This is a genomic window from Acinetobacter sp. CFCC 10889, from assembly GCF_003268395.1.
In the GTDB taxonomy this organism is placed as follows: domain Bacteria; phylum Pseudomonadota; class Gammaproteobacteria; order Pseudomonadales; family Moraxellaceae; genus Acinetobacter.
Genome location: NZ_LQXQ01000031.1, coordinates 1 through 23384, shown reverse-complemented (window position 1 = coordinate 23384; position 23384 = coordinate 1). Strand labels below are relative to the sequence as shown.

Genomic DNA, 23384 nt, shown 5'->3' with positions numbered 1-23384 from the left:
ATAACACTTGTCCCCCAAAAGGAGGACAAAATCAAAAATAGCCACTACAAAAATAAGGCAAACAACTGGTTTTTAAAATTAATTCCTAATTTTTCAAAAGCTCTATTCCGATAGGTCTTAATGGTTGATTCTTTTAAATTTAAATCAGCAGCAATTCCCACATAACTCATGCCCTTTAAAATACGGCTACACACTTCTATTTCTTGTGTTGTCAGTAAAGGCTGATATTTTAATAACTGTTGTTTAATATTTTTTTGCTGACTTTTTTCTTGTAAAGCCAAATGACCTTGAATCATTTTTGCCAATGCAGGAATAATTCGTTCAAAATTTTCGATCTCATGATCAGAGTAAAATCCTTGTTCTTTATGACGATATAAATTAAATAAAATAGGTGAATTATCATCTTCTCGATACAAACCACATAGGCGCTGAATTAAACCATTTTTCTCATAAATTTCCTGCCGATAAGGTGAAAAAATGATTTCATCTGCACAAAGCTGCCCTGTAGTCGTTTGATGCTGCTGTATATTTTGCGTGGCTAAATTTTGATAGAGATCGTCATAGGCATGATAACGTTTGATATAGGATTGCCCACAATGCCATGCGATATTTTGCTGATCATTTTGTTGATCGCAAAGCAATAATGCAGGCACATTATCTTTGACCCGTAAAATAGAAAAATGTTTCGATTGTACCCATGTATTTAAATAAAATAATAAGGATGAATCGAAATCTGGTCGCCCCATGAGAGCAGCTAAGTCAATGAAATTTGAAAAATTCTGTTGATTATTCATCTTCTAAATCCGTTTAGATGATGGCTTATTAGTATATCAATCTTTACACCTTAGCAAGATTTATCCTCTAAAAATAAAAAAAGGATTTTAACTGACGATAAAATCCTTTTTGTTTTTGAATTGGATCAAATGCCAATTAAATCTTTTAACATCTTCTTAAATAACTCACGATCCTCTGCTGAGTATTGCGTAAATACTTCTTCCTGATGACTCTCTGCGATTTTATATAACATGTGTGCACAAGCATTGCCTTGGGCGGTCAACTCATAAGAATGACCTGTGTCTAACAGTAAGCCTTTTTGTGCCAAAATTTCAGTCGCTTGTTCAATTTCATGGATCGGCATCGCTACTTCACGTTGTAAGTCACTTTTACAAGTCGCTGTTTTACTTTCTAATACCAGCAATAAACGGGCTTCACTGGTTCTAAAACCACTTGCCAATTGTTTCGGCTGATAGTCATTTTGATAAGCACGCACCGCTTGAGTTAACAAATAATACATATTGTCATACAAACGTCCAGGGAATATGCTTTCATCAGGTGCAGCTTTGGTATTTAAACTCGGATGTGGCAATACCGCAGAATATGCACCTTGATGATAGAGCAATGGTGAGCGTCCATGATCATGAAATTGAATGACTTTTCCAATAATAATCCAATGGTCACCACCTTCAACAATATTAAACTTTTCACATTCAAAAACGGCTGAACAATTTTTCAGTACAGGGCTATTTCCAGCACCTACATCATATTCCACACCTGCAAACTTATCTTCGGCACGACGAGCAAATTTATTAGATAGTTCAATTTGCGCAGCAGATAAAATATTCACAGCAAAATGTGTGGCTTCTGCAAAAATACGGTAGCTTGATGAATTTTTATCAATGCTCCATAAAATTAAAGCAGGGTCTAAAGACACCGAATTAAAACTATTTGCAGTCACCCCAACACGTTCACCTTGGGAATTTTGTGCCGTCATAATGGTCACACCTGTGGCAAAATTACCTAAGGCACGACGAAACGCTTTGGGATCTAATGCTTGCTCAGTCACGACATTATTGATCATGCTATTCATTTCACAACTCCTTGTTTATTTGAATAAAAGATGAACTTAAACCATAGTAGGATCTGGTTCTAAGCCCATCAATTCACGACCTAAAATTTGTGCACAAACATCATAATCGGTATAAGCATGTGCACCTGTCATGTGCGAATCACGGAATAAGCGTTGTAATTCACTACTGTCTAACCAACTGGTTGCCCCCGCTCCTGCCATCAAGCGATCCACTGCCTCGATACACATTTTCACTGCATAAGCTTGATTGGTTCGCCAAAATGCCAAAGTTTCTTTATTCGGATAAACATGATTTACGCCATGTAAACGGTGGTCTTCCCAAGTTTTTTCCAATAATGCACGTGCTGCTGCAACTTGATGTGTTGATTCTGCAATACGCATTAATGCAGGTGTCGCCAAACCTACACTTGCTCCTGTATAAGCACGAATACGGTTGCGTTGTTTTTCTTTAAACGCTTCAATCATACGTTCTGCCACACCTAAACTTACCGCAGAGAAACCACTGGCAAAATAAGGACGATAAGGTGAATAGAAAATATTTGACTCAGGATATAAACCAAATCCTGCTGATTTTCCTTCCATCATGTCTTTGGCTTTTGAGATGCGATATTCAGGAATAAACACATCAACTAGTTTTAATTGTTTTGAACCACTGCTCTTAATCGCTTGTGCAAACCAATTATCTACAATTTCATAATCTTGACGTGGAATTACACCAAAACAATAAATTTTGTTGCCTTCTACATCAAAACGGTTAAAACCAACAATGGCATATTCAGCATGGTCACAACCACTACTCCAGCCATATTCACCATTTAAAACAATACCACCTTCAACTTCTTGTACTTTTCCAAATGGTGCAATTGAGCTACTTGCAGTTGCATCAGGATTGGCTAACCAAATTTCATCTTGCAATTGTTTGCTGAACATTGCGATTTGATGACTATGCGTACACAACAAACTAAATGCCCATGCTGTACCCGCACACGCACCAGCTAAAGTGACAATACAATTGGCAAAATCAGGTAAACTCATTTCCAAGCCACCATATACTTTTGGTTGGAATGCTCGATGGAAATTAATTTCTTTTAATAAAGTAATGTTTTCGTCAGGTACACGGCGTAATTGTTCTGCCTCTTCAGCACGTGCTGCGATTTGCGGTAAAATTTCCTTAATTTTTTCTAGCATGGTTTTTTCTGATGACACAGGCTTTGCAGCTTCTGTATAAATCAGTGAAATTGAATCAGTATTTTCATTGACATCATTGTCAAAAGCGACATGTGTTGAAATGGTATTTTCCATGACTATTATTCCTTAATCATCAGATATTTATCAAAAATATTTATTTAAACTTCCTAGTATTTTTCTATTATTCATGGAATTTTGTATTTAGTTAATGCATTTTTCACCTATTAATTTGTACTTTTCATGGCTTTTTATTTTTCTACTTATGCAAGTTTGTCATACATCTCATTTTGTGTTGTCATTAGCCATAAAAAAAACCAGCCGAAGCTGGTAAAAGGTGTTTTTTTAAATGCAATAGCAATTAATTTTTATGCCAAACAATCGGTGATTTCATCTGTTCAGCTTCATGGTCAGGACCTAAAGGAATCCCTGAACGATCACGTAAAGACAACGTCGACAATAACGCAACACTGGTCATCACTGCCAAATAAATCGTGACCGAAAATGTTGAACCCGTCACACTAACCAACCATGTACCAATCATCGGTGCAAAAGCTCCACCTAAAATTGCCCCTAAAGCATAAGAAATCGAAATCCCAGAAAAACGTACTGATGCAGGGAATAATTCAGAATAGAATGCTGATTGCACACCATAAGTCAAACCAATACCACTGGCAAGGAAACACAACCCCAAAGCAAATAACGGCATAACACCTGTATTCACCAAAGGAAATAGCGCAAAAACACCGCACAACTGAATGATCCAACCCATAATATAAGTCTTTTTACGCCCGATTTTGTCCGATAATGCGCCTGAAATATATGTGGTAATCAGCCAACAAAAAGAAGCGAGGGTCACACAAATTAAAACTGGTGTACGTTCAAGTTGCAAAGGTCCATTCGGATTTGTTGCATAATTTTGAATAAACCCCCCTGTAGTCATATAACCACATGCACTATTTCCTGCAAAAACCAAAGCCGCTAATAACACCAATAAAGCATGATTTTTAAATAAATCTCGAATAGGTGTTTGAGATGCACTTTTACGTTCTTTAATTTCTTCAAAAACGGGACTTTCTTCTACAGTACGACGAATCCAATGTCCTACAAATAATAAAACTATACTGAATAGAAATGGAATGCGCCAACCCCACTCAACAAAAGCATCACCAGGAGCAACCACACCTGTCATTAAAGCGAACATCGCAGAAGCCAGAATGAGTCCTAGAGGTACACCGATTTGTGGAAATGAACCAAAGCGCCCACGTTTATGTGTGGGTGCATGTTCTACTGCCATGAGCACAGCCCCGCCCCATTCTCCACCTGCGGCAAGCCCTTGTAAAATCCGTAGGATCAGTAACAAAATTGGTGCAGCAACACCAATGCTGGCATAAGTCGGTAATAAACCAATACAGGTTGTTGCGATCCCCATCAGCACTAAAGTCATGACTAATACGATACGGCGACCATATTTATCACCCAAATAGCCTGCTAAAAATGCGCCAAGTGGTCGAAATAAAAAGCTAATTCCAACCGTTGCAAAGGCAAGAATTGTACCGAGTGTATTACCTGCGGGCGCAAAAAAAAGATCTTTAAAAATCAGACCCGCTGCTGCTGCATAAATAAAGAAGTCATACCATTCTACAGTTGTACCCACGATTGTTGCATAGGCAACTTTACGTTCTTCCTTGGTCATTTTATCGGATGTAGACACATAGGTAGATGTTGTTTCCATTTCTATCTCCTTATAGAGAAACAATCAGCTTTATTCCATTCAACCTCATACAATTTAATTAACATATTAACAAATTAACAATAAAAACCCGTCATATATGAAAACTAGACGCATAGCTGAGGCATCCTTGAAGATCTAATATTCTAAAACACTAAATTGTTAATATATTAATTAATAGCACATACACTCTATGATGAAAATACTTTTCTGATTAAATAAGTGATTTTTTCAACAATGAGTGCAAATAAAAATGATTAGATGAAAATAAGCTGATTTAAATCAGCTTATTTTCCATCCAGATTTTTTTTAAAATTTAAAATAAGATAAGAATCGCTAAATCCTTATTTTAAATCATGATAAAGCAGTTTAAATACCCATACACATGTATTTCAGTTCTTGATAATCTTCAATGCCGTATTTTGAGCCTTCACGCCCACAGCCTGACTCTTTAATTCCACCAAATGGTGCAACTTCAGTGGAAATTAAGCCTTCATTGATCCCAACCATGCCATACTCAAGTGCTTCTCCCACACGCCAAGCTCGGCTTAAACTTTCGGTATAAATATAAGATGCCAAGCCAAACTCAGTATCATTCGCCATGTGGATGGCTTCTGCTTCAGTTGAAAATTTAAATACAGGTGCAAGTGGTCCAAAAGTTTCATCTCTTGCGACAAGCATTTCAGGGCTAACATCGGCTAAAACAGTGGGTTCAAAGAAGGTTTTCCCTAGCGCATGACGCTGTCCACCGACGACAATTTTTGCACCTTTTGCAGTCGCATCCGCAATGTGTTCTTGAATTTTTTCCACTGCTTTTTCATTAATCAATGGACCTTGTTCAGCCCCCTGTTCAAATGCAGGTGCAACTTTTAATTTTTTCACTGCGATTGCTAATTTTTCAATAAAAGCATCGTACACTTTTTCCTGCACCAAAATACGGTTGGTACAGACACAAGTTTGCCCGCTATTACGAAATTTTGAAGCAATTGCACCGTCTACCGCACGATCTAGATCAGCATCATCAAACACAATAAAAGGCGCATTGCCACCGAGTTCCATACTGACTTTTTTCATGGTCGATGAACACTGTTCCATGAGCAATTTACCAATTTGAGTCGACCCAGTGAAAGATACTTTTTTCACCGCAGGATGAGACGTTAACACTGCACCAATTTCACGAGCACTGCCTGTCACAACATTCACTACACCTTTTGGAATACCCGCTTGCTCTGCCAATGCCACCAAAGCCAATGCTGAAAGAGGCGTTTCTGATGCAGGTTTAATAACCACTGTACAGCCTGCTGCAAGTGCAGGACCGACTTTACGAGTGATCATGGCATTTGGAAAATTCCATGGGGTAATAGCAGCCACCACACCGACAGGCTGACGGATGACCACCAAACGGCGACCTTGTTTGTCGTGCGGAATCACATCACCATAAGTGCGTTTAGCTTCTTCAGCAAACCATTCGATAAAGCTCGCACCATACAAAATTTCACCACGACTTTCAGTGATTGATTTGCCTTGTTCAGTACTTAAAATAATGGCTAAATCTTCCTGATGTTCCAGCATTAACTGATACCACTTTTTCAGTAACAATGAACGCTCTTTGGCTGTAGTCAGTTTCCATGTTTTCAGTGCTTCATCCGCAGCTTCAACTGCTTGTTCAACTTGTAATGTACTTACGGTAGGTACATGTGCAATCACTTGACCTGTCGCAGGATTACTGACTTCAAAGCTTTTTTGCTCAGGCGCATCAAGCCATTGACCATCGATAAAAACCTGTTGTTTCAATAAGCTTGGATTTGAAAGTTGCATGCCTATGCTCCTTAATAAACGCTTGGCGTATCTGTTTGGGTGGTCGCTTGAGTGTTTTTAAATTTTCCGAGTAATTGGGTCATCGACTTCATTAACAAACTCGTATCCACACCCACAGCGACAAACTCAGTGCCTAATGCTAAATAGGTTTTTGCCAAGCTTTCATCCGCAGATAAAATACCTGCTGCCTTACCTGCTTGACGAATTTTTTGAATCGTATCATTAATAATTTTCTGCACTTCAGGATGACCTGCTTGACCACGATAGCCGAGTGCTGCGGATAAATCCGCAGGACCAATAAACACACCATCTATGCCATCCACAGCAAGGATTTCATCTAAATTTTCAAGCCCTTTTTTTGACTCAACTTGAACTAAAACACAAATTTCATCCTCTGCATGTTGTAAATAATCTGTAATATTATTCCAACGTGAAGCACGTGCTAATGCTGCGCCTACACCACGAATCCCTTCAGGTGGATAACGTGTTGCACTCACCATCAGTTCTGCTTGCTGCGCAGATTCAACCATAGGAATCAGCAAAGTTTGCGCACCAACATCCAATAGTTGTTTAATGATCGGTACACTGCCCGTAACAGGACGCACCACCGCCTGACTCGCATAAGGTGCAATGGCTTGTAATTGTTCTAAAATACTACGTACATCATTCGGTGCATGTTCACCATCAATCAACAACCAATCATAGCCTGCATTGGCAGCAATTTCGGCACAATAGCTATTCGCCAATCCGACCCACATGCCAATCTGCTGTTCCGTTTTCAGCTTTTGTTTAAATGTATTTTTGGGATTTAACATCCTGTCAGCCTCAAATATGAATCAAAATTGAATTACACAAAACGGAATGCCACCGACCCTAATTGATCATAATCAATATGGAAAGTATCGCCCGCTTGTGCAGCAACAGGACGGGTAAATGAACCGCCTAAAATAATTTGTCCTGCTTCTAAAGTCACCCCATAAGGATGTAATTTATTCGCCAACCACGCCACACCTTTGGCAGGATGATTCAGCACCGCTGCCGATACCCCTGATTCTTCAATCACACCATTGCGGTACAAAATCGCAGAGATACGGCGTAAATCAAGTTCATTCGGCTTGATTGGACGACCACCTAATACGATGCCCGCATTGGCTGCATTATCCGAAATCGTGTCAAATACTTTACGGGTAATCTTGGTTTCAGGATCGACATTATGTAAACGAGCATCAATGATTTCGATAGCAGGAATCACATAATCAGTCGCATCTAACACATCAAAAATCGTGCAATTTGGACCTGACAATGGCTTGCCTAAAATAAATGCCAACTCCACTTCCACACGTGGCACGATAAAACGTGACATCGGGATATCTGTGCCTTCGTCAAATACCATATCATCAAGCAATGCACCATAATCAGGCTCGGTAATATTAGATGACACTTGCATAGCACGAGAAGTTAGACCAATTTTATGCCCAACCAATTTACGCCCATTGGCAATTTTATGCGCCACCCATGCTTTTTGAATTTCATAAGCATCTTCGATGGTGATCTCAGGGTATTGCAAAGAAAATTGGCGAATTTGTTGACCTGATTGTTCGGCTGCATCAAGTTCTAATGCCAAAGCTTGAATTTTTGCTTGATCTAACATGCTTAAATCCTTTTAACTGTTATTTTTTAAAAATTGATGAATATTGTTGGATTTGAAATTCAACACAGGATCAAGTTCCGTCATTTCAAAAGAAATCGCCAATAAACGCTGATCTTTTAATGGTTGAAAAAATGCCTCAATCTTTTCAAACAATTCTGCCGCCACACGCTGTCGTGTTTCCAAATCTCGCCCTGAACCAACTTTGAGCGTCATATGTACAAATGCATAATCATGCTTGGCATCTGCCATACGAAATTTGTCCATACGAATGGCACGACTACGGATTCCACCCAAAGGGAAAATTCCCGTACCACCTAAAAAGTTATTCACGATTTCAAATAAATCTTGAAATTCAATTGAATCTTCTAAGTTTGCACTGTATTCAGCAATAAAATGTGGCATGGGAATGCTCCTTTTCGTTTTTCCGTCATGTCTGAATCTAGACAAAAAATGCTTATTTTAAATGCTCAGGTAATGGGAAAATAGCGTTGATCTGCCCTGTGCCTGAACTTGGGAATGCAGGGGTAATAATTTCCACTGCTTGATCGTATTGATCCCAACCCAACACGCCCAATAACATCGCTGTGTCATGCATGCCACCTTCGCCATAACAATAGTCAGCATATTCAGGTAGCATTGCTGTAAATTCAGCCCACTCGCCACGCTCCCACATACCGACCACATGTTTATCCACTTGGCGATCCCACTCACGCGTATATTGATCCATACCACGTTGATATTCACGATCCCAAATAAAACGATGTGACAACGAACCACTGGCAAATACTGCAACTGTGCCTTCATAGCGTTCAATGGCTTTCACTAAGCCTTCGCCAAATTTACGGCTGTCTTCAAGTTCATGCGAGGTTAAAAATGCGGATACTGAAACCACTTTAAAATGCTTGTCTTCATTCATATAACGCATTGGAACCAATGTGCCATATTCAAGTTCAAGGCTTTGAATATTATGCGCTTGGGCACGAATGCCAGTTTTGCAAATTTCTTCTTGCATCAACTGACCGAGTTCAGGATTACCATCATAATCAAATTCCATATTTTGAATAAAATGCGGTAACTCATTGCTGGTATAAATGCCGCTAAAATTTGCACCTGCATTGATATGAAAAGCACTATTGACTAACCAATGGCTGTCAAATACCACAATAGTATCTACACCAAGCTCACGACAACGGCGACCTATCTCTTTATGCCCATCAATTGCAGCCTGACGAATACCATTAGTGGGTCCTGGCAGTTCTGATAAATACATTGAGGGAACGTGTGTAATTTTTGCCGCTAAAGCCAACTTACCCATTTTTTAATCATCCTGAATATTAAATTTACTGTCCTAATATTTTGTCTAAGCTTTTTAAAAGGAGTGTCTTATACACCCCATTTCGGCACATGATGAGCACCCATTGAAATGCTGACATTTTTCAATTCAGTAAAGACTTCAAAGCTATATTCACCACCTTCACGCCCTGTTCCTGAACCTTTTATGCCACCAAATGGTTGACGTAAATCACGCACGTTTTGACTGTTAATAAAGACCATGCCTGCTTCAATACCTGCCGCTAAACGATGTGCTTTACCGATGTCTTGCGTCCAAATATAAGATGCTAAGCCATATTCAGTTTCATTGGCTAAACGTAACGCATCTGCTTCATCTTTAAATTTGATCAAGCACACCACAGGACCAAAAATTTCTTCTTGGGCAATACGCATACGGTTGTCAACATCTGCAAAAACTGTAGGCTGAATAAATTGACCATTTTTCAAATGTTCAGGTAGATTTGCAGGACGCTCTAAACCACCTGCAAGTAAGTTTGCACCCTCTTCAATCCCGATTTTGATATAACCTGTTACTTTGTCATAATGCGCTTGAGTGATCATAGAACCAACTTGGGTATTTGGATCTTGCGGATCACCGACAATAATATTTTTCGCACGGCGAGCAAATTCTGCGACAAACTCGTCATATACTGACTCTTGAATAAAGATACGGCTACCCGCGGTACAACGCTCACCATTCAATGAGAAAATCGTGAATAATGCAGCATCTAAAGCACGCTCAAGGTCTGCATCTGCAAAAATCAGAACGGGTGATTTGCCCCCTAATTCCATCGAATATTTTTTCAGCCCTGCATTCGCCATGATTCGACGACCTGTTGCTGTGCCACCAGTAAAGGAAATAGCACGCACATCAGGATGTTTCACCAAAGCATCACCTGCCGTTGCGCCATAGCCTTGTACTACGTTAAACACACCTTCAGGAATACCTGCTTCAAGCGCCAAACGTCCCAATTCATTAGCCGTAATTGGTGACAATTCCGACATTTTTAACACCGCAGTATTACCCAGTGCTAAACACGGCGCTGTTTTCCATGTTGCTGTCATGAACGGTACATTCCAAGGCGATACCAAACCACAAACACCCACAGGTTGATGCAAAGTGTAATTGAGGAATTGATCATCCACAGGATAAGTATGACCATTCATTCGAGTACACACTTCAGCAAAAAAATTGAAGTTATGCGATGCACGAGGAATCAGTACATTTTTAGTTTGATGAATTGGCAAACCTGTATCTAAGGTTTCCAACTCCGCAATTTTTGCTACGTTTTGGTCGATTAAATCACCCAAATTACGCATTAAACGTGCACGTTCTTTGGCAGGGGTTTTTGCCCATTGCGGGGCTGCACGTTTTGCTGCTGCTACTGCTAAATTAATTTCTTCTTGTCCACCGCTTGCTACTTCGCCAATGGCTTGGTTAGTCGCAGGGTTATAATTGGTAAATGTTTCTTTGCTTTCAACTTCTTTACCGTCAATCCAATGCTTAATCATGTTCAAATTCCTTCTCTATTCTTAATTTTTAAAAAATTCTGTTTCTGAAACGATGTAGTTACGTAAGCGTCCGATGCCTTCAATTTCTACAATCACTTCATCGCCTGGAACCACATCCGATAAGCCTTCAGGTGTACCAGTAGCAATCATGTCACCCACTTGTAAGGTCATAAATGATGAGATGTATTCAATCAAAAATGGCACATCAAAAATCATGTCAGCGGTTGTGCCTTCTTGACGTAATTCACCATTGACCCATGTCCGTAAAGTCAGGTTATTTGGGCTCGGAACAGTCGCCGTATCCACAATATAAGGACCAACAGGCGTTGTTGAATGACGGTTCTTCACCCGTAAATTTGGACGATAGTAATTTTCTAAATAGTCACGAATCGCATAGTCATTACACAATGTATAACCTGCAACATAGTCCAACGCATCTTCACGTTTAACGTTCTTTGCTGTTTTACCAATCACTGCAACCAATTCACATTCATAGTGCATATAGTCAACATTGTCAGGACGCCATGTGTTGTGGTTATGACCTGTATAAGTATTCGGTGCTTTGATGAAAATCAGGGGCTCTTTGGGTGGCTCAAAAGCCAATTCACGAGCATGATCAGCATAGTTCAAACCCAAGGCAAACATCGTGCCATTTGCAGGTGGCAACCATTCCACAGCTTGTTCGCTGAGAATGTCACCATTGGGCAATTTAACCTGTAAATCATCCAAAACTTCGACATTTAAAACTTGATCTTGATAACGGATACGTGCTGTTTTCATGGCTTAAACTCCTTGTTCCTGAATGGTATTTTCCACCGCACCGACTTGGTCGATTTCAATACGCACCACATCACCCGCTTGTAGATCAATACGACCCAATGGCGTTCCTGTTAAAATAATGTCACCTTCATTTAAAGGCATATAATCTGAAATTTCGGCAATAATCTGTTCAGGTGTACGCAGCCAATTTGAAGTATTACCTCTTTGTTTAAGTTCACCATTAACCAAAACACGTAATTCTAAATGGTTCACATCTGCCACTTGCTCACGTGCAACCACATCACCAAGCGCACAAAAACCATCCTGACATTTAGCTTTGATTGCAGGACGGTAATAACTGTCCTCAGGTAAGCTGAGTTCATTGACCACCACATAACCCGCAATATGATCACTAGCATCACTTTCCTGCACACGACTGGTACTTTTCCCAATCACAATGCCAAGGCTTGGACCAGCTTGTAAAACATCACCTGCTTGCTTCACCACAACAGCACCTGAGTGATTGCGTGTATTTGGAGTTTTAATGAAAAGAACAGGTTTGATCGGTTCTTTAACATACGGCTTTTCGTTAAATTGCATTTTTAATGTTTCATACAAACATTTGTAATTTAAAGCGATTCCAAAAATATTACCGTTTGTATCAATCTTCTTTAGATCATTCATTTGATACTCTCATCCTTGGGTCAGCATAATTTTGCTAGACATTTTAAAAATTAGTTAATATATTAACTTTATAGTTAACATCATAACCAATTGCAAGCACTTTTTACGTTATGCTATAAAAAATTATACTTTTCATGGATTAAAAGGTATGAAAACAGCCACAATTCCAAATCTACATATGGGTGAGGTTTATGATCAGCGTTATGCTGATGAAGAAATCCACTATGAAGCGCAAGCAAAGCTGGCTAATTTTTTTGGACAACACATGCCACCGCATCGGCACGATCGCTTTTTTCAGCTTCATTTTTTCACGCAAGGGACAGTGCGTATTTTTTTAGATGACATGAAATATATTTTTCAAGCACCTGTATTTTTTCTCACTCCACCTTCCGTAGCACATTCTTTCATCACGGATCCCGGCTGCGAGGGTCATGTCCTGACCATTCAGCAAAATATCGTGTGGCCACTTTTACAAGTCGATTTAAAAATTCAACATATTGATCCAATTTGTGTTTCAGCACAGCAATTAAATGACAAAAATATCCAAGAACTGAACTTATTAGAGGACTATTTGAATAAATTAAAAAATGAATTTGATACCAATAAACAAGGTAAAAAATTTGCGCTAAGAAATCTTATTAATCTGATTTTTTTGCAAATCGTATATCTAGCCGAAGCTGTTCCACCACGCATTAAAAACGGCTGTAACGATCTAAAAATATTTAGAAAATTCAATGAATTGATCGAATCAAATTATGATAAACATTGGTCACTCACCCAATATGCTGACGATTTAGCTATTACCGAAGCACGACTCAATGATATTTGTCGCAGATTGGCAGAAATATCCTCTAAAAAATTAATTTTTGATCGTCAAATGCAAGAGGCTAAAAGATTATTAATTTTTACCAATACATCCATCAATCATATTTGCTATCAACTTGGCTTTAAAGATCCCGCTTATTTCAGTCGTTTTTTCCAACGACATGCAGGTATAAGACCTTCTGATTTTAGGCAAAGGCATTTACAACCTTAATTTATTCAGTTTTCAAAAGAAAATATTCTGTCTACAACTTAGTGATAAAAAATCATTTCATGATGCGAAAAACTTAATTGGCTGAATATTTAATTTGCTCTGGACGAGGTTGATTTAAAAATACCGTATCATAACTATTATTTAAATGACCAATGTCTAAAGCCCGAAGACCTTGGTGATGTAATCTTGCTGCCAATGCTGTACCTGCTGGACCTAAAGCAATTAAAAATAAATCAATTTGTTTTTGCTCCAAACATTGTTGCATGACATGATCAATCTCTGTGTAAGCATCTTGATTTTTAGAGTAAATATAATGTGCACGAGCAATATTTGAAAAAATAGTATGTTCCGCATTTAAACGTGAATTTTGCCCTGTAATAAAACACACCTTTTTCCCTTCCCAAATTGCCTTCCATAAATCAACAATTTCGTTGCCATAAAAATAAAATGCTTCAGGTCGTGTAATCATGGCATCACCGAACTGTGATTGTTTTAAATAAAACTTACATTTTGCCCAAAATTCTGTCCAAAAGTCATTCCAAAATGAATCTTCAATTAATAAGCTCGGATAGCACACCATCATTCCCGTCCCATCACGACTAATATCACGTAATTCCTGCATTAATTTCCAATCATGCTTTTGAAAAATACAACCTCCTGTTGTGACCATGCAACGAATTTCACCATCACCAAAGCGTACTAAACTGAGTTCTTTTTCTTTAATCTGTATTAATGTTTCTCGTATAGTTAAAAATTTATCACCTAAGGTATTTGCCATATCTAAATAGATATTATTCATTGTCGTGGCTTTGAGCTGCTTATTTAATTGTGTAACTTGATCGCTCAAGGTGTTTAGTAAATAGGTTTGATTTTTTGTATATGCCAGTAATTGTTGTATGATTTTTTCAATGACTTTATCAATATTAGTATCGTTTTTAATATCTAAAAAGCTGACTAATATTTCATTTTCAGCATAAATTTTTAATTTAAAGTCTATAAAACACTGAAAATATTGCGATAAAAATTTCTGCGTTGCTTTATTACGACACACGAGAAATATTTCATATTGTTCATTTAAATCAAGTGCAAAAAAGATATGCTCGGTTTTTATATCAATATAAACTACCTGATGTTGATATATTTCAATACGCTCCACATATTGCATATATAAAAATTTTTCTTTGAGATGATTTAATAATTCAATTAAAGCCATATTTTCTCAATCCATAAATAAAATACTGAAATTTAAATCGACTATTATTCATACATATTTAAAATCATATCAGCTTGTTCCTTAAAATCTAAGCCCTGCAAATCCTGAATTAAATTTTTCACATCCAAATAATGATCTTGCTGAATCAATTCCTGATAATGATCAAGTTGATGAATCACCCGATTGACCAAGCCTTTTGAGGCATTTTCAACCAATTGTTTAAAAGCCATATAAGCTTGTTCTATATGCCCCAACTGAAAAGCATTAATACATAATTCATAATGGCACCAGAACTTATAAATATCCTGATTTAAAAATAGTTTATTCCCTATAGGAAGCATTAATTTTTGTGCACGTTCGGCATAGCATAATGCCAAGTGGTAGTTTTTATCCCAATTATTACGGCGTGCAAGGTGATACCAACATTCAGCACGTTCAGGTACAGCCGCAACACCACATTGCCAATAGTATAATGCTTGCATGGTCTGCTTTTTCGCTTCAAATAAAGAACCTAAACGCATGAAACTTACATAAACTTCTTCTTTCCAATCCCCTAGTTCAGTACGCTTTTGATACCATTCAATTGCCTTTTCTGTTTGACCTGCATCTTGATATGACTGTGCACAATAAAAGCTATACCGTGCTTCTAGATCAGGATCAATTTTCTCTGCTATTGCTTTTTCAAGCATTTGTGCATCTTTTAAATATTTATTTGGGTCTAGACTTCTGTTGCCTTTACGCCCTGAAACAACGGCATAATCACCTTCAATAGTCTCTGTAGAATAATCTGTTTTATTGGATAAAAACTCATGTAATACCCCTTTCCAAAAGAAGTGACCATTATTTTTCACAATGAGTTTTCTGACATATTTTGTGCCACCACTTTCATTGGTCATATTGAGGAAGTAACTGTCTTTTTGTAAAACAGGCAGTTTAAAATCACCCGTAAAATGATCATCGGCATCAAAGAATAATATGTAATCACTTTTACCAATACATGCCTGCAAGGCTGCGTCTCGGTTATGCCCAAAATTTACCCAAGCATGATGCTGTATCTCGCCTTGAATATTTTTTTCTTTAAAAAAATTTTCAATAATTTCAACTGTATTATCCGTTGAGCCAGTATCTGAAATTAGCCAATAATCGAGTGTAATGTGTTGGTAAATATTTTCTAATGTTTCAGCAATAATATGACTTTCATTTTTAACAATCATATTGAGGCAAATTGTTGACATATAAATGCACCTAAATCCTTTCAATCACATTAGATAAGCGGAAAAACCGCCTTTTGACAAAGACGGTTTTCTGGTATGAATTACGATCTATCCTTAGAACAATAATTGTTGGTTGCGAACCAGTTCTTCTAAGGTGGTATCGGTATTGTCTAAGGTTAATAACACTTGAGCACTATAGTTTGCACCACTACCATCTCGATCAATACTAATCACGGTATTGTTACCACTTTTACCGACTTGAATAAACTGAGACAGATAATTTAAAGCACCAGCTAAATCGCCATTACCTACAGCCAAATGCTCGTAATTAGAGTGATCAAATTTTGTTAATAACTCTTGTACATCAATGATATCTGCATTCTGATTTAGTTCTGTTGCACCTTTTTGGAAACCAAACCAAGTATCAGAACCATGACCACCTCTTGCATCCGCATTATTCAATAAATCATAAATGACTGTATCTCGTCCTACAGCTTGACTATAAAACTCGTCATTGCCTGCACCACCATTGAAGATATTATTACCTAAATCCCCGTAGAGTTTATCGTTTCCATCATTACCAAAGAGAATGTCATGACCTGCTCCACCATAAATAATGTCACTGCCAGCTCCACCTGATACATAGTCATTTCCTGCACCTGCATGAATCGTATCGTTGCCTACACCGCCATAGATCGCATCGTTATAATGACTACCAGTCAATACATCATCACCACCATAACCATACATCACCACTGAGCGATCAGCAGTAGAAGCATCTAAAGAATCATTCCCGACATTGCCTTCTATGAGTTTTAAGCGACCATTCAAACTTGAGTCTTGTGTGACTAAGCTTAAATCAAGCAATTTACCCAAAGATTCAGTAGTTGAAATATTTTGGCTATCTGTTGCTGTCACTTTAATATTATTTAATAAATCAAGTGAAAGTAGATTACCGTCCACGATACCCAAAGCCCCATCTTCCGTGGTAAAGCGTACTGTTGCTAGAAGTTGGTTAATTGCAGCATTGCTAATATTTGGCTGCAATGGATTGGTACTGGTAAGTGTAATTGTCACAGAAGATGCGATCAGCCCTAAAACACCAGCATTTGCACTTATTTCCGCTTTAATACCCAATTCCGTAGCAAGTTGTGTTGAATAAGTAAATGTTGGTTTAGTGACATTAACGCCAAGTAATTGCTCAAATTTCAAGCTAACCGTTCTTAAGTCTTGATCTGCATCAAAAATGTAAACATCTTGTGCACCTAGTTCAATTAAGCCTAAAACATCTAAACCAACCAACCCTAAAAGCGACGTATCTTTACCAAAAACCAATGGTGCTTGGTTATTTGGATTAAAGCTTATATCTTCCAAATTAGAGGTATCAAAGTTGAGGTCTGTTTGCGATGTATCACCATCATTGTCTTCGACCACAATTTCAACATTCGTATTGTTACTGCTTGAACTTGCTACATCTAACTTAGGTACTATCAATTTACCATTCGAAATGAGTGAACCAATCACTTCATAATCTGAATTAAAACGTGTTGCATAATCACCTTCACCTTGTAAAAGTAAATTTACATTATCCAGTTTAATAATTTGATTAACACTATCCATGTGGAGATCAGCATTAAATCCGCCAACAAAGTCACCATCTACACTGATATAAATCAAGGTCTGATTGGTCGTTGCATCAAACTCAAAGTGTAAGTAATTAATCAAATTACCTGCACCAAAGCCTAGGCGACCTGCGCCGACTAACATATCAGAAAGGTCGATGACATCCCCACCTAAAGTCACTGCACGCATATCAAAGTCAGTAATACGATCTACAGCACCTAAGAAACCATTGAGATAATCTTTCTTCTCCCAACGGAACACATCAGAACCATCACCACCTGTTAGCACATCATTGCCTTGACCACCAACAATCAAGTCATTACCTGCGCCACCAAAAATTGTGTCGTTGCCTGAACCACCGTATAAAATGTCATTTTTATTGCCACCGTACAGCGTATCATTCCCACCCAAACCATAGAGTGAATATGCCTGATTATTGTCCAGTGGCTGCAGTTCTGAACTTGCTGAGCCAGAGTCCATAATCACGGTACTTGCTTCAGCACCTGATAATAAATCACCAAGTAAACCTACATTGGCAAGTTCAGTATTACCTTTTGATGCCAGTGTATTTCCAGAAGCGCCTTTTGCTGTGATGTTCACTGTTGGTAATACAGATAAATCAAGTATTCCACCTAAAGCACCACCATCCACAGTGACTGTTTTTAATAACTGATTGACTTTTAATGCGTCTAAAGGTGTACCATCTGGATTGCTAATGGTTAACTTCATTTCTGCTAGACCTAGCGTTGCTTTTTGTGACACAACTTTTAGACCCAACTCATTTTTAAGAATGTCATTAAACAGTAATTCTTTAGATTTACCCAAAAGCGAACCCAGCAAACCTCCCAAATCTACAGCCCAAATACTGACCTCAACCGAATATATTCCCTCACCTTGTACTGAGAATAATTGCTCATTTTGTAAGTCAATTAAACCTGCGACATTTAAGCCAACCGTACCAAGTAAGCTATCTGACTGACCACCCAATGACACAGATACAGGTTCAGCTTTGTTATAAATCGTTGGGTCAACTTCAAACACTGAATAATGATATTGACCTGTTGCGAGATTGACTGTGATGGTTTCACCCGACAATGTTGTGACGAGTAACTCACCACCTTCTAAGCCTTTATAGTTATAGGCATAGGTGATAATTTCAGGCGATGAACCTGTTTTCGTAATGGTATTGGCAACTGGATCAAACTCAAACGTGACACCTGAAACTTTCACTGTTTTTACGAAGCCACCATCTGCACCAATACTATGTACAGTATTGATTACACTACCATCAGGTTGGGATACTTTTTCAATAAAGACATTGCCCTCAACCTCATAGCTATTGGTCAATACATAGTTTTCAGTCGTATTCGTTGTTGGCTGATCATCTGTTACTTTCACAGTGATATATTCAGACTCAGAAACATCACCACGATGATTGGCAAAGTTCATACGAATATCAAAAGCAAGCACGTCATCCAAACTTGTACCAACTTTGCCATGACCGATGGCTTGTTTTAAGTTCACAGTATATGTGCCGTCATCTTTGATCGAAACAACGATCACTTCAGACTTAACAACCTGACCATTTTCAACGTTATTCACATAACCGATTAAGTCACCATCTGTATTGTGTTCCCACAGTACATCTTGTCCTTTAGAAGTTAATGCCGTTGCAGGTGGCTCTAGATAAATACGGCTATACGCAACATTTGGTAGATCAAACTGACCTGTATAGCTTAGACCTGTAGTCGCATTGGTTGCGAGTAATAAATCTTTCTCATCAAACTCAACGATCGTGCCTGATTGGTCTAAGTCATTGTCTTTGTAATGTAAATCTACAGTCGTTACTTCTGAAATGTTGCCTGCTCGATCTGTGACAACAGCCTCGATACTAAACTGTGTATCATCACTCCAAGTGATATCATCCAATAATGTACTTGGAACATTGGCAGTCCATTCACCATTCATCACTACAGCATCAACAGGACCTAACCCATTTACAGTGACTTGCACAATTTGACCGTCTTCTGCATCTGTTTTACCACTGACCGTAAGACCTTGTTGTAACTCCACTGCGGTCAAAATATCATCTACAGCAATTGGTTGATCAATCGTGATTTCTGGCACAACTGTATCAACAATCATTTGGTGTGATGATGAGTTTTGATTACCAGCACTATCAGTCACTTGAACTATGACATTATTTGTGCCCTCAGGCAGCGGTTGTTGTGCTGTTATACTCCATGAACCATCTTCGCCTGCCACAACCGTACCATAGGAAATATTACCGACTTTGATTTCAACAATCGCTTTTGGCTCAGTTGTACCAGACCATGTTGGTGTTGGATCATTACTATAGCCTGCTTTATCCGTCAGGATATTTTGTGCTGAATCATCACGAACTTCAAATGTCGGCACTGCAATACTTTTCTTCACCGTAAAATCACGGCTAGCAAGTCTAGTTGATCCATTGTCGTTATAAACTTCAATACGATATTTACCATCCGTCATTGTTGCGAGCTGTATAGCTGTTAAATCTGCGCTCCATGTATTTTGAGATGTAATTTGTGAACTTATTAGGCTACCTGTCTTCCATCCAGAACCATCGAGTTGGAAAATTTGTGTACCTTTCGTACCATCTGCATTGACTTTGAAAATACGTGCGTAGGTTAATCCAAGATTGGTATCACCATAAATCTTCACCGCAGCAGCACTTTCTGCACCATTTATGATGTTATCTCCTGCAACCACACCAATGGTTGCATTTGCAGCAACAAGTAAGCCATTATCAAGATCAGTCACTACTTCAGTTCTGCTCACAGACGCTGATACATTACCCGCACTGTCTTTTGCTACAGCACTAATTGAAATAGTATTCTCCGAACTTGGATATGTCACTGCATTGGCAGGAACTTTATAGCTCCAGTTGCCCTTAGCATCTGTCATCACAGTTGCGGTATGCGGATTACCACTTGCACCTGTAACCGTAATAGTGATTTGTACATTGGCTTCTTTTATTCCGTTGGCTTCGCTTGTTCCCTTAACTTCATAGCCAAACTGACGCTCTGCCTGATCAATCCCATCCCCATCAGCAACTTCTGTAATGCTTACAGTAGGTGCTTGAGTATCAAGCGTCACAACCTTATCAAATATGCTCACTGTGGTATTTGCATCATTTGCAGATGCACCATCGTATTGACGGACAAGGATGTCACCTAATTCATACTTGCCAGCAGCAGGTAAATTAAACTGACCTGTCGTTGCAGTACTTCCTTTTGCAGCACCTTCAAGCCATGTTAGACCACCATCCGTTGAATATTCCCAACCTAGTTCTGCCTCTAAACCGCTGACTTTAATCGTTGGATTATTGGTAATACCATCTTGTTTTTGATGCTCTGAAATAGCCCCAGAAGTCACTGCAAAAGTATCTTCTAATAAACTTAATTCAACTGATGCAGGTGCAACAACATCGCCAGTAATCTCTCCTGGTGCTGCAAGTGAGGCTGTTTGATCATTACTCTTACCTGTAGTCACACTATGAAATGCATTTGGATCTACGGAGATTTTACCCACAACATTGTTACTTTGATTTGGTGTAAATACTGCCGTATAAATTTCAGGATTGTTTACATCTTGACGTAAATTCGACAATGTACCACCCGTAACTTTGACATCGCTCAAGTCAAAGCCAGTGATTAGTTCAGAGAATTCAAATGTAATAATCGTCGTATCGTCAGTTGCATCCACCACATAACGATCAGAAGTAATGGTTAATGTTGGTGGCAAGCTCATATCGACAGTCACGGCTGAACTTTGCCCTGCAAGATTTCCATTGCCAACTTCATCTGTAAATGTATCTATTGCAAGATCAACAGTCACAGGTCCATAAAAATCAACCTTTGCCAAATCAACAGTTGTCGGATCAATGGCACTATTTGGATCCATTGGAACGAACTGAATATAAGGTTGTACAGACCCTGTTGGAGTCACAACAATAAATTTACCTTGGTCACTCGTGAGCTGATCCGCAATGTCTTGTAAATCAACAGGAGTCACCGCACCATTATCCAGTTTAAACAATGGCTCTGTTGTAACGATTTCAACCACACCTTTTGCATTAATCTGAATGGTAACTTCAGGTGCTTCCGTATCTAAGACTATAGAATCATCTTGAACAATTGCACTCACATTACCTACAGTATCTGTTGCTGTAATTTCAATATTTAATGATGCATCTGCTTGTTGCTGTTGATAGCTATTTAAAGTTGTTAAATCGCTTGTTGTAAGCGGCACACTCCAAACACCTGTTGCATTTGCAGTCACAGTAAACGGTGTATTTAAACCCGCTATCGATACCACAACAGTTGCATTTGGCTCAGCAGTCCCTTGAATAATCACTGGATTTGCAAGCTCATCCGCATTAATGGCTTGGTCATTTCCATATGTCCCTCCACCAATTGTGGTAATACCCGTCACCACAGGATTGACAGTCTTAGTATCAACAAGGAAAGTTAATGCGGAGCTATCTACATTACCTTGTTGATCAGTGGCTTTCACTACAACTTGATTATTGCCTTCACGGACAGTGATAGATACTTCTATTTGTCCTGCATTAATATCCGCTTGTTGTAGAACATAATTATCACCATTGACATTGATAATATCGCCCGCTTGATTTGCATTGGTGAGTGCAATTGAAATATCAACTTTATTGTCATTGCCCAATTCTTTTTGATTAATTGCACCATCCGTTGGATCAAGGTCATCCAATAAACCAATTGCTCCAACCAAATCTGTAGCTATCGTATTAACGATAAAGTCAAGTTTTTCACTGTCAACATTACCTTGAGCATCGGTCATGCTTGCTGTAATCGTATTAGCATCCGCATTAATTGGAACATCTTTAATGACTTTGCCAGCCAACCATTCACTTTGTGTAATTGTATAAGTTTGCCCATTAATGGTAATGGTATCGCCTGCTTGGGCATCTTGTCCTAAAAGTACTTCAACTTTTGTAGAGGTCGTATTTGTACCTAGCTCTTTGAGATTAAGTACACCATCTCCATTTTGGTCTTGTACAAGTCTAATTTGATCAATCAAATCAGTTGCTTTGGTATCTACAACTACAGGAATGATCATTTCCTCAATCAACTGACCTGCCGCATCTTTTAAGCTGATTTCAAAATTGTTGATCCCTTCTTTTAGAGGTCCAACATTTTCAATTAATGCAAAACCTTGATCCAAATCAGCTTGTGTAACAGTGTGCGTAATTCCTTCCACTTCGATAATGTCACCGACTTGAATGTCAGCACCTAACTCAACGCTGAGGTCTACTAAATTATCTGTAGGTTTTTCACTGCTATTTAAAATATTATCGCTATTCAAATCTTCGACAACTGTTACAGTACCGATTAGATCTGAATTAATCACTTCAACAACTTTAATATCTCGCTCAACTTGACCTTTACTATTGGTCACTTCAACGACAATTGCATTCATTCCTGATTTAACTGCAACCAATACATCAAGCTCTGCTGCCGCAATCTCTGCCGTAGTTAAAATATGTGGTTGACCATTAATCACCACAACATTTCCAGCAACCAATTGATTCATTGTAGGATCGTTAAGCTGAATTTTAATACTGGTTAAACCGTCATGACCAACTTCTCTTGTATCTAATTTTCCAGAAGCATCTACATCATCATTCAATGTGACAGATTTAATTAAATCTGCAATAGAACCTTCACCTGTAGCACCC

At 38.5% G+C, this 23384-nt stretch carries 16 protein-coding genes; 1 reads left to right on the top strand and 15 read right to left on the bottom strand.

Annotated elements, in window-relative coordinates; all coding sequences use genetic code 11:
- Positions 1 to 44: 44 nt before the first annotated feature.
- The 12 genes from AVJ19_RS12705 to AVJ19_RS12650 all read right to left on the bottom strand — a co-directional run bounded on the left by AVJ19_RS12705 (position 45) and on the right by AVJ19_RS12650 (position 12540).
- Positions 45 to 794: a helix-turn-helix transcriptional regulator gene (locus AVJ19_RS12705; RefSeq protein WP_111860062.1), complete on the bottom strand. Its 750-nt coding sequence runs from the start codon at positions 792 to 794 to the stop codon at positions 45 to 47.
- Positions 795 to 919: 125 nt separating this feature from the next.
- Complete coding sequence (locus tag AVJ19_RS12700; protein ID WP_111860061.1) at positions 920 to 1867, bottom strand: p-hydroxyphenylacetate 3-hydroxylase reductase component; 948 nt, start codon at positions 1865 to 1867, stop codon at positions 920 to 922.
- A gap of 36 nt (positions 1868 to 1903) precedes the next feature.
- Positions 1904 to 3169: a p-hydroxyphenylacetate 3-hydroxylase oxygenase component gene (locus AVJ19_RS12695; protein WP_111860060.1), complete on the bottom strand. Its 1266-nt coding sequence runs from the start codon at positions 3167 to 3169 to the stop codon at positions 1904 to 1906.
- 244 nt (positions 3170 to 3413) lie between these two features.
- On the bottom strand, positions 3414 to 4787 hold the full coding sequence (locus AVJ19_RS12690; protein WP_111860059.1) for an MFS transporter: 1374 nt from the start codon (positions 4785 to 4787) through the stop codon (positions 3414 to 3416).
- Positions 4788 to 5153: 366 nt separating this feature from the next.
- Positions 5154 to 6602 (bottom strand): NAD-dependent succinate-semialdehyde dehydrogenase, encoded by a 1449-nt coding sequence (locus tag AVJ19_RS12685; protein WP_111860058.1) that lies wholly within the window; start codon positions 6600 to 6602, stop codon positions 5154 to 5156.
- Between the two features lie 11 nt (positions 6603 to 6613).
- Complete coding sequence (gene hpaI, locus AVJ19_RS12680) at positions 6614 to 7417, bottom strand: 4-hydroxy-2-oxoheptanedioate aldolase (protein WP_111860057.1); 804 nt, start codon at positions 7415 to 7417, stop codon at positions 6614 to 6616.
- A 32-nt stretch (positions 7418 to 7449) separates the two neighbouring features.
- The gene (gene hpaH, locus AVJ19_RS12675; protein ID WP_111860056.1) at positions 7450 to 8253 is read right to left on the bottom strand and encodes a 2-oxo-hept-4-ene-1,7-dioate hydratase; all 804 of its coding nucleotides are present in this window, start codon (positions 8251 to 8253) and stop codon (positions 7450 to 7452) included.
- 12 nt (positions 8254 to 8265) lie between these two features.
- Positions 8266 to 8655, bottom strand: a complete 390-nt coding sequence (locus AVJ19_RS12670) for a 5-carboxymethyl-2-hydroxymuconate Delta-isomerase (protein ID WP_111860055.1) — start codon at positions 8653 to 8655, stop codon at positions 8266 to 8268.
- Between the two features lie 52 nt (positions 8656 to 8707).
- A complete protein-coding gene (gene hpaD, locus AVJ19_RS12665) occupies positions 8708 to 9568 on the bottom strand; it encodes a 3,4-dihydroxyphenylacetate 2,3-dioxygenase (protein WP_111860054.1) in 861 nt (286 codons plus the stop codon).
- A 68-nt stretch (positions 9569 to 9636) separates the two neighbouring features.
- Positions 9637 to 11097 (bottom strand): 5-carboxymethyl-2-hydroxymuconate semialdehyde dehydrogenase, encoded by a 1461-nt coding sequence (gene hpaE, locus AVJ19_RS12660; RefSeq protein WP_111860053.1) that lies wholly within the window; start codon positions 11095 to 11097, stop codon positions 9637 to 9639.
- A 21-nt stretch (positions 11098 to 11118) separates the two neighbouring features.
- Complete coding sequence (locus AVJ19_RS12655) at positions 11119 to 11877, bottom strand: fumarylacetoacetate hydrolase family protein (protein ID WP_111860052.1); 759 nt, start codon at positions 11875 to 11877, stop codon at positions 11119 to 11121.
- A 3-nt stretch (positions 11878 to 11880) separates the two neighbouring features.
- Positions 11881 to 12540 (bottom strand): fumarylacetoacetate hydrolase family protein, encoded by a 660-nt coding sequence (locus AVJ19_RS12650; RefSeq protein ID WP_111860051.1) that lies wholly within the window; start codon positions 12538 to 12540, stop codon positions 11881 to 11883.
- A 148-nt stretch (positions 12541 to 12688) separates the two neighbouring features.
- Here AVJ19_RS12650 and hpaA point away from each other — a divergent pair, with 148 nt between their 5' ends.
- Positions 12689 to 13576 carry a 4-hydroxyphenylacetate catabolism regulatory protein HpaA gene (gene hpaA / locus AVJ19_RS12645; RefSeq protein ID WP_111860050.1) on the top strand — a complete coding sequence of 296 codons (888 nt, stop codon included), beginning with the start codon at positions 12689 to 12691 and terminating at the stop codon, positions 13574 to 13576.
- A 73-nt stretch (positions 13577 to 13649) separates the two neighbouring features.
- Here hpaA and AVJ19_RS12640 read toward each other — a convergent pair whose 3' ends face one another.
- The 3 genes from AVJ19_RS12640 to AVJ19_RS12630 form a co-directional block, all read right to left on the bottom strand.
- Positions 13650 to 14789, bottom strand: a complete 1140-nt coding sequence (locus tag AVJ19_RS12640) for a GT-D fold domain-containing glycosyltransferase (RefSeq protein WP_111860049.1) — start codon at positions 14787 to 14789, stop codon at positions 13650 to 13652.
- Between the two features lie 44 nt (positions 14790 to 14833).
- Positions 14834 to 16024 carry a glycosyltransferase gene (locus tag AVJ19_RS12635; protein ID WP_111860048.1) on the bottom strand — a complete coding sequence of 397 codons (1191 nt, stop codon included), beginning with the start codon at positions 16022 to 16024 and terminating at the stop codon, positions 14834 to 14836.
- A 93-nt stretch (positions 16025 to 16117) separates the two neighbouring features.
- Positions 16118 to 23335 (bottom strand): Ig-like domain-containing protein, encoded by a 7218-nt coding sequence (locus tag AVJ19_RS12630; RefSeq protein ID WP_213067226.1) that lies wholly within the window; start codon positions 23333 to 23335, stop codon positions 16118 to 16120.
- Positions 23336 to 23384 lie beyond the last annotated feature (49 nt).

Excerpts from the sequence above, each read along its gene's own strand:
- AVJ19_RS12705 (WP_111860062.1), bottom strand. The coding sequence starts at position 794 with ATGAATAATCAACAGAATTTTTCAAATTTCATTGACTTAGCTGCTCTC.
- AVJ19_RS12700 (WP_111860061.1), bottom strand. The coding sequence starts at position 1,867 with ATGAATAGCATGATCAATAATGTCGTGACTGAGCAAGCATTAGATCCC.
- AVJ19_RS12695 (WP_111860060.1), bottom strand. The coding sequence starts at position 3,169 with ATGGAAAATACCATTTCAACACATGTCGCTTTTGACAATGATGTCAAT.
- AVJ19_RS12690 (WP_111860059.1), bottom strand. The coding sequence starts at position 4,787 with ATGGAAACAACATCTACCTATGTGTCTACATCCGATAAAATGACCAAG.
- AVJ19_RS12685 (WP_111860058.1), bottom strand. The coding sequence starts at position 6,602 with ATGCAACTTTCAAATCCAAGCTTATTGAAACAACAGGTTTTTATCGAT.
- hpaI (WP_111860057.1), bottom strand. The coding sequence starts at position 7,417 with ATGTTAAATCCCAAAAATACATTTAAACAAAAGCTGAAAACGGAACAG.
- hpaH (WP_111860056.1), bottom strand. The coding sequence starts at position 8,253 with ATGTTAGATCAAGCAAAAATTCAAGCTTTGGCATTAGAACTTGATGCA.
- AVJ19_RS12670 (WP_111860055.1), bottom strand. The coding sequence starts at position 8,655 with ATGCCACATTTTATTGCTGAATACAGTGCAAACTTAGAAGATTCAATT.
- hpaD (WP_111860054.1), bottom strand. The coding sequence starts at position 9,568 with ATGGGTAAGTTGGCTTTAGCGGCAAAAATTACACACGTTCCCTCAATG.
- hpaE (WP_111860053.1), bottom strand. The coding sequence starts at position 11,097 with ATGATTAAGCATTGGATTGACGGTAAAGAAGTTGAAAGCAAAGAAACA.
- AVJ19_RS12655 (WP_111860052.1), bottom strand. The coding sequence starts at position 11,877 with ATGAAAACAGCACGTATCCGTTATCAAGATCAAGTTTTAAATGTCGAA.
- AVJ19_RS12650 (WP_111860051.1), bottom strand. The coding sequence starts at position 12,540 with ATGAATGATCTAAAGAAGATTGATACAAACGGTAATATTTTTGGAATC.
- hpaA (WP_111860050.1), top strand. The coding sequence starts at position 12,689 with ATGAAAACAGCCACAATTCCAAATCTACATATGGGTGAGGTTTATGAT.
- AVJ19_RS12640 (WP_111860049.1), bottom strand. The coding sequence starts at position 14,789 with ATGGCTTTAATTGAATTATTAAATCATCTCAAAGAAAAATTTTTATAT.
- AVJ19_RS12635 (WP_111860048.1), bottom strand. The coding sequence starts at position 16,024 with ATGTCAACAATTTGCCTCAATATGATTGTTAAAAATGAAAGTCATATT.